Raw genomic sequence first — 3909 nt, forward strand, 5'->3', positions numbered from 1 at the left:
GGGCGCGTCGCCAGCTTACTTCAGCGCCTCGCTCAGGCCGGGGGCGAACTCGGCGCCGTGCTTGACTTGCGCGGTCGAGGCCTTGATGGCGCCGCCGATGGGCTCGGCGCGGCCGCCCAGGCATTTGCCGAGGAAGTTCTCGGTGACGGCGTTGAAGGCGATGTTGTTGACCGGCCGGGCGAAGCCGTGGCCCTCGTCGGGGAAGGCGACGTAGGTGACCGGGATCTGCTGGGCGGCCATCGAGGCGACGATCTGCTCGGACTCGCGCACGTTGACGCGCGGATCGTTGGCGCCTTGGCCGATCAGCAGCGGCCGCTGGATGTTCTGGGCGAAGTTCAGCGGCGAGCGCTCCTTCAGCAGCGCGCGGCCGGCCTCGGTGGTGGGGTCGCCCATGCGCTTGTAGAACTGCTGCTTGCCGGCTTCCCAGTACGGCGGAATGGTTTGCAGCAAGGTGAACAGGTTGGACGGGCCGACGATGTCGACGCCGCAGGCGAAGGTGGTGGGGGTGAAGGCCATGCCGGCCAAGGTGGCGTAGCCGCCGTAGGAGCCGCCCATGATGGCGACCTGGTCGGCCTTGGTGACGCCTTGCTGGACGGCCCATTGCACGGCGTCGAGCAGGTCGTCATGCATCTTGCGGCCCCACTGCAGGTCGCCGGCCGAGATGAACTGCTTGCCGAAGCCAGTCGAGCCGCGGAAGTTCACCGACAGCACGGCGTAGCCGCGGTTGGCCAGCCATTGGTGGGTGCCGTTGTAGCCGTAGCGGTCGCGCGCCCACGGGCCGCCATGCACCAGCAGCACCATCGGCACCGGCCGGCTGGCCTTGCCGCTGCCGGCCGGGTCGACCGCCTTGGGCAGCGTCAGGTAGGACACCAGGGTCAGGCCGTCGCGCGCCTTGATCTCCCGCGGGTGCATCTGGCTCAGCGGCGCGCCTTCCAGCTCGGGACGGCTGATGTAGAGCCGGCTCAGGCGTTGGCCCTTGCGCTCGTACAGCCAGCTCGACTGCGGCGCCGTCACGCTGTCGAGGTGGACCAGCCATTTGTCGTCGGCCTCGGTGCGCGAGGCGATGGTGAACTGGCCTTGCAGGTTTTTCTTCAGGAAGGCCAGGTCGTCCTTCAGCTGGTCCGACAGCGGCAGGTACTCATGCTGCAAGTACTCGACCGTGTAGGCCTGCGCCTGGCCGGTTTGCGGATCGAACAAGGCGTTGGCGATGTCGGCGCGGGCGTCCTGCGCCAACACCGTGCCCTTGCCGCTGGCCAGGTCCTGGGCGATCAGCGCGGAGGTGTTGCGGCCGCGCGAGTCGCTCCAATACAGCGTCTGGCCGTCGGCGGTGAAGCTGAGCGGATCGGTGGTCTGCGAGTCTTCCAGGCCGACCTCGGCCAGCGGCGTGCTGTCGATCTGGCCGCCGTTGACGCGGAAGTAGGCGGAGCCGCCGTCGCCGCGCGGCTTTTGCGCCAGGCGCAGGGTGAGCGTCTGGTCGGCCATGAAGCCGGCGTAGCCCTCGTTCTTTTGCACCAGGGTCAGCTTGCCGCTGGCCAGGTCCAGGCTGTAGACGTCGTGCCAGCGCGGGTCGCGGTTGTTGAGGCCGACCAGGATGCGGTCCTTCACCTTGCTGCTGATCTGCACCACCATGGCGCGGGTCTTCTCGAACGGCGTGTAGTTGCTCTGCTTGCCGCTGGCCACGTCGACGCCGTACAACAGGAAGTTCTCGTCGCCGCCCTTGTCCTGGATGAACAGCAGGGTCTTCGAATCGGGCGACCAGAAGCTGCTGCGGATCGGCCGCAGCTTTTCCTCCGTCATGGCACGCGCCTTGGACGGTTCGCCGGCCGGGGCGACCCAGACGTTGAGCACGCCGTCGCGCGGCGCGATCCAGGACAACCACTTGCCGTCCGGGCTGATCTTGCCGTTGGACTTGCTGGGGTTGCCGAAGATCTTGGCGCGCTCGATCAGCGGCGTATTGTCGGCGGCGGCGGCGACGGCGGCGGCGGGCGTGGTGGCGGCGGCCTGGGCCAGCGCCGGCGGCGCGCTGGCAAGGAGGAGGGCGGGAAGAAGCGCGGGCAGCAGGGCGGAGCGGAGCATGAGTACCTCGTCGATGTTGGGGAAACGGGAAACCAGAATAGATTTTCGTTGCCAGGGGAGCATAAACGAAAGCCTGGACGGGGACGTGGCGGCGCCGACCGGCGGCGCCAAAGCGGCGACAGGACGCGTATTTGAAGGGGTGGAATGCGGCGGCCGGCATAGACGGCGCTTTCATCGCCTGTGTGCGGCAGCGAACTGATGGCGGCTTAGCAAGAGCCTATAACGGTATCCATCGTCCGCAACCGCTCGATCCACCGTTTCATTTTGGGAGAACAAGAATGACCAACATCACCACCACCAAGCAAGCCGCCCGTCCCGCCGTCCGCCTGCTGTGCGCCATCGCCGCGATGCTGGCGCTGGGCGCCTGCGCCAGCCAGAAAACGCCGGCCACGGCCGATGTCGCCGTGTCGCGTGCGGCGGTCGAGAACGCCACCAGCGCCGGCGCCGCCGAATTGGCGCCGGCCGAGATGCAGTCGGCCCGCGACAAGCTGATGCGCGCCAACCAGGCGCTGGCCGCCAAGGACTACGGCGTGGCGCGCGACCTGGCCAACCAGGCTTCGGTCGACGCCAAGCTGGCGCAGAGCAAGGCCAACTCGGCCAAGGCCAGCAGCGCCGCCGATGAGCTGCAACAGAGCATCCGCGTGTTGCGCGAAGAGCTCGATCGCAACAGCAAGGTGCAGCAGCAATAGTCTTGAGCAGCGATAGTCTTCAGCAATAGTTTTCAGAAAGAATAGCCCGGCGCCAGCGCCGGACATAAGCGGGGCTGATGCCGGCTCCGACCGAATAAGTAGCGCTTATGCGTCGATCCCACAGCCGGGGGACGCAAGGCGCCAGCAACCAAGGAAACCATCATGAAAAAAGTCCACATTGTTCCGACCCTGCTCGCCATGTCGATCTTCGTCGCCGCCTGCAGCAGCACGCCGCTCACCACCAGTCTGCTCGACCAGACCCGGGGCGACTACATGGCGGCGCAAACCAATCCAAACGTGGCCCGTCTGGCGCCGACCGAGTTCAAGCAGGCCAGCGAGGCGCTGGACCAGGCCAACGCCGCCGCCGCCCGCAAGGACAGCCCGGAGGCGATCGACAAGCTGGCCTATCTGGCCAAGCAGAAGATCGCCACGGCGCGCGAGGTGGCCAAGCAGAAGGGTGCCGAGGCCGAGGTGGCTGACGCCGCCCGCCAACGCGACCAGGTCCGCCTCGACCAGCGCACCCAGGAGGCCGACCAGGCCCGTCTGAGCGCCGAGCAGGCCCGTCAACAGGCGGCGGCCGCCAACAGCCAGACCGCCGGCGCCGAAGCCGCCGCGCGCGACGCCCAGGCGCGTGCCGCCGCGTTGCAAGCGCAATTGGCCGACCTGCAGGCCAAGCAGACCGAGCGCGGCCTGGTGGTGACCTTCGGCGACGTGCTGTTCAATGTCGACCAAGCCCAGCTCAGCGCCGAGGGCATGCGCACCGCGCGCAAGCTGGCCGACGTGCTGGCGCAAAACTTGGAGAGCAAGCTGCTGGTCGAGGGCTTCACCGACAGCACCGGCAGCGCCGCCCACAACCTGGAGCTGTCGCAACGCCGCGCCGAGGCGGTGCGTAACGCGCTGGCCGGCATGGGCGTGGCTGCCGACCGCATCACCACCCGTGGCTACGGCGAGGCTTATCCGGTGGCCGCCAACGACAGCGCCGGTCAGCGTCAGCTGAACCGCCGCGTCGAGATCGTGCTGTCACAGAACGGCGCGCCGATCGCCACCCGCCGCTAGGCCGGCGCGGCACTGCGCCGCCCTTGGCTGCACTCAGCGGCACTCAGCGGCATTCAGTAGAACTCAGCAGAACTCAGCAGCGGCGGCC

General features: G+C 68.0%; 3 protein-coding genes. 2 read left to right on the forward strand and 1 reads right to left on the reverse strand.

What is annotated here, in order from left to right:
* Positions 1-15 precede the first annotated feature (15 nt).
* Positions 16-2076, reverse strand: coding sequence for a S9 family peptidase (locus H7U20_RS03465; protein ID WP_233410471.1), 2061 nt, complete (start codon positions 2074-2076; stop codon positions 16-18).
* Between the two features lie 278 nt (positions 2077-2354).
* Between H7U20_RS03465 and H7U20_RS03470 the strand changes: the two genes are divergently transcribed.
* Both H7U20_RS03470 and H7U20_RS03475 read left to right on the forward strand, forming a co-directional pair.
* Positions 2355-2765, forward strand: coding sequence for a DUF4398 domain-containing protein (locus H7U20_RS03470; RefSeq protein ID WP_199518219.1), 411 nt, complete (start codon positions 2355-2357; stop codon positions 2763-2765).
* 162 nt (positions 2766-2927) lie between these two features.
* Positions 2928-3821, forward strand: coding sequence for an OmpA family protein (locus H7U20_RS03475; protein ID WP_233410472.1), 894 nt, complete (start codon positions 2928-2930; stop codon positions 3819-3821).
* Positions 3822-3909 lie beyond the last annotated feature (88 nt).

It is taken from the genome of Rugamonas violacea (genome assembly GCF_016461825.1).
Lineage (GTDB): Bacteria > Pseudomonadota > Gammaproteobacteria > Burkholderiales > Burkholderiaceae_D > Rugamonas.

Excerpts from the sequence above, each read along its gene's own strand:
- H7U20_RS03465 (WP_233410471.1), bottom strand. The coding sequence starts at position 2,076 with ATGCTCCGCTCCGCCCTGCTGCCCGCGCTTCTTCCCGCCCTCCTCCTT.
- H7U20_RS03470 (WP_199518219.1), top strand. The coding sequence starts at position 2,355 with ATGACCAACATCACCACCACCAAGCAAGCCGCCCGTCCCGCCGTCCGC.
- H7U20_RS03475 (WP_233410472.1), top strand. The coding sequence starts at position 2,928 with ATGAAAAAAGTCCACATTGTTCCGACCCTGCTCGCCATGTCGATCTTC.